At 65.8% G+C, this 814-nt stretch carries 1 protein-coding gene; it reads right to left on the reverse strand.

What is annotated here, in order from left to right:
- Window positions 1-814 (reverse strand): PLP-dependent aminotransferase family protein (locus B3873_RS15205; RefSeq protein ID WP_286867084.1); only part of this gene is annotated, 814 nt, incomplete at both ends.

The following is an 814-nucleotide window of genomic DNA, read 5'->3' on the forward strand; positions in this document are numbered from 1 at the left end:
CAGATGAACATGCCGCCTTCCGGCGCGATCAGCGAGAGACGATCGCCGAAGGCCTCGCGCAAGGACGACAGCATGATCGCGCAACGTTCGCGATAGGTGGCGATGATGTGCGGCAGATGGGCCTCCAGATGCCCGGCCTGCAGATATTGCGCCGCCACCATCTGCATCCACGGCGCGGTACACAGGTCGCCGGTCTGCTTGGCGATGACGGCACGGCGCAGAATCTCCGAGGGGCCGCACATCCAGCCGATGCGCAAACCCGGTGCCACGATCTTCGAGAGACTCGACAGGTACACCAGCCAGTCACGCGCCCCCTCGATCTCCTGCGCCACCTGCAGCAGCGGCGGCTCGGCCTGCCCGGAAAAACGCAGCTGGCCGTAGGGATCATCCTCGATCACGATGAACTGGTAACGCACCGCCAGCGCAAGCAAATGGCGGCGGCGTACCAGCGGCAAGGTGGCGCCGGTCGGATTGGCGAAGCTCGGCACCAGGTACAGCAGCTTGGGCCGGGCGCCCTCCAGCAGCAAGGCTTCCAGGGCATCGGTATCCATGCCTTGGGCGTCACCGGGAATCTCCAGCAATTCGGCATGCGCCAGGCGCAAGGCCTGGATCGCCGCCGGATAGCAGGGCCGCTCGATGACCACGCCATCACCCGGCTCCAGCAGGATGCGCAACAGCAGTTCAAACCCCTGCTGTGAACCGGTGGTGACGATCAGGTCGCCCGGATCGGCACCGCCGATGCGCGTACGCGTGACCTGCTTGAGCACTTGCGCAAGTTGCGCCGCGCCTTCGGTGGCCCCGTATTGCAGGCAGG

The organism is Herbaspirillum sp. UBA812 (assembly GCF_002296545.1).
Lineage (GTDB): Bacteria > Pseudomonadota > Gammaproteobacteria > Burkholderiales > Burkholderiaceae_D > Herbaspirillum > Herbaspirillum huttiense.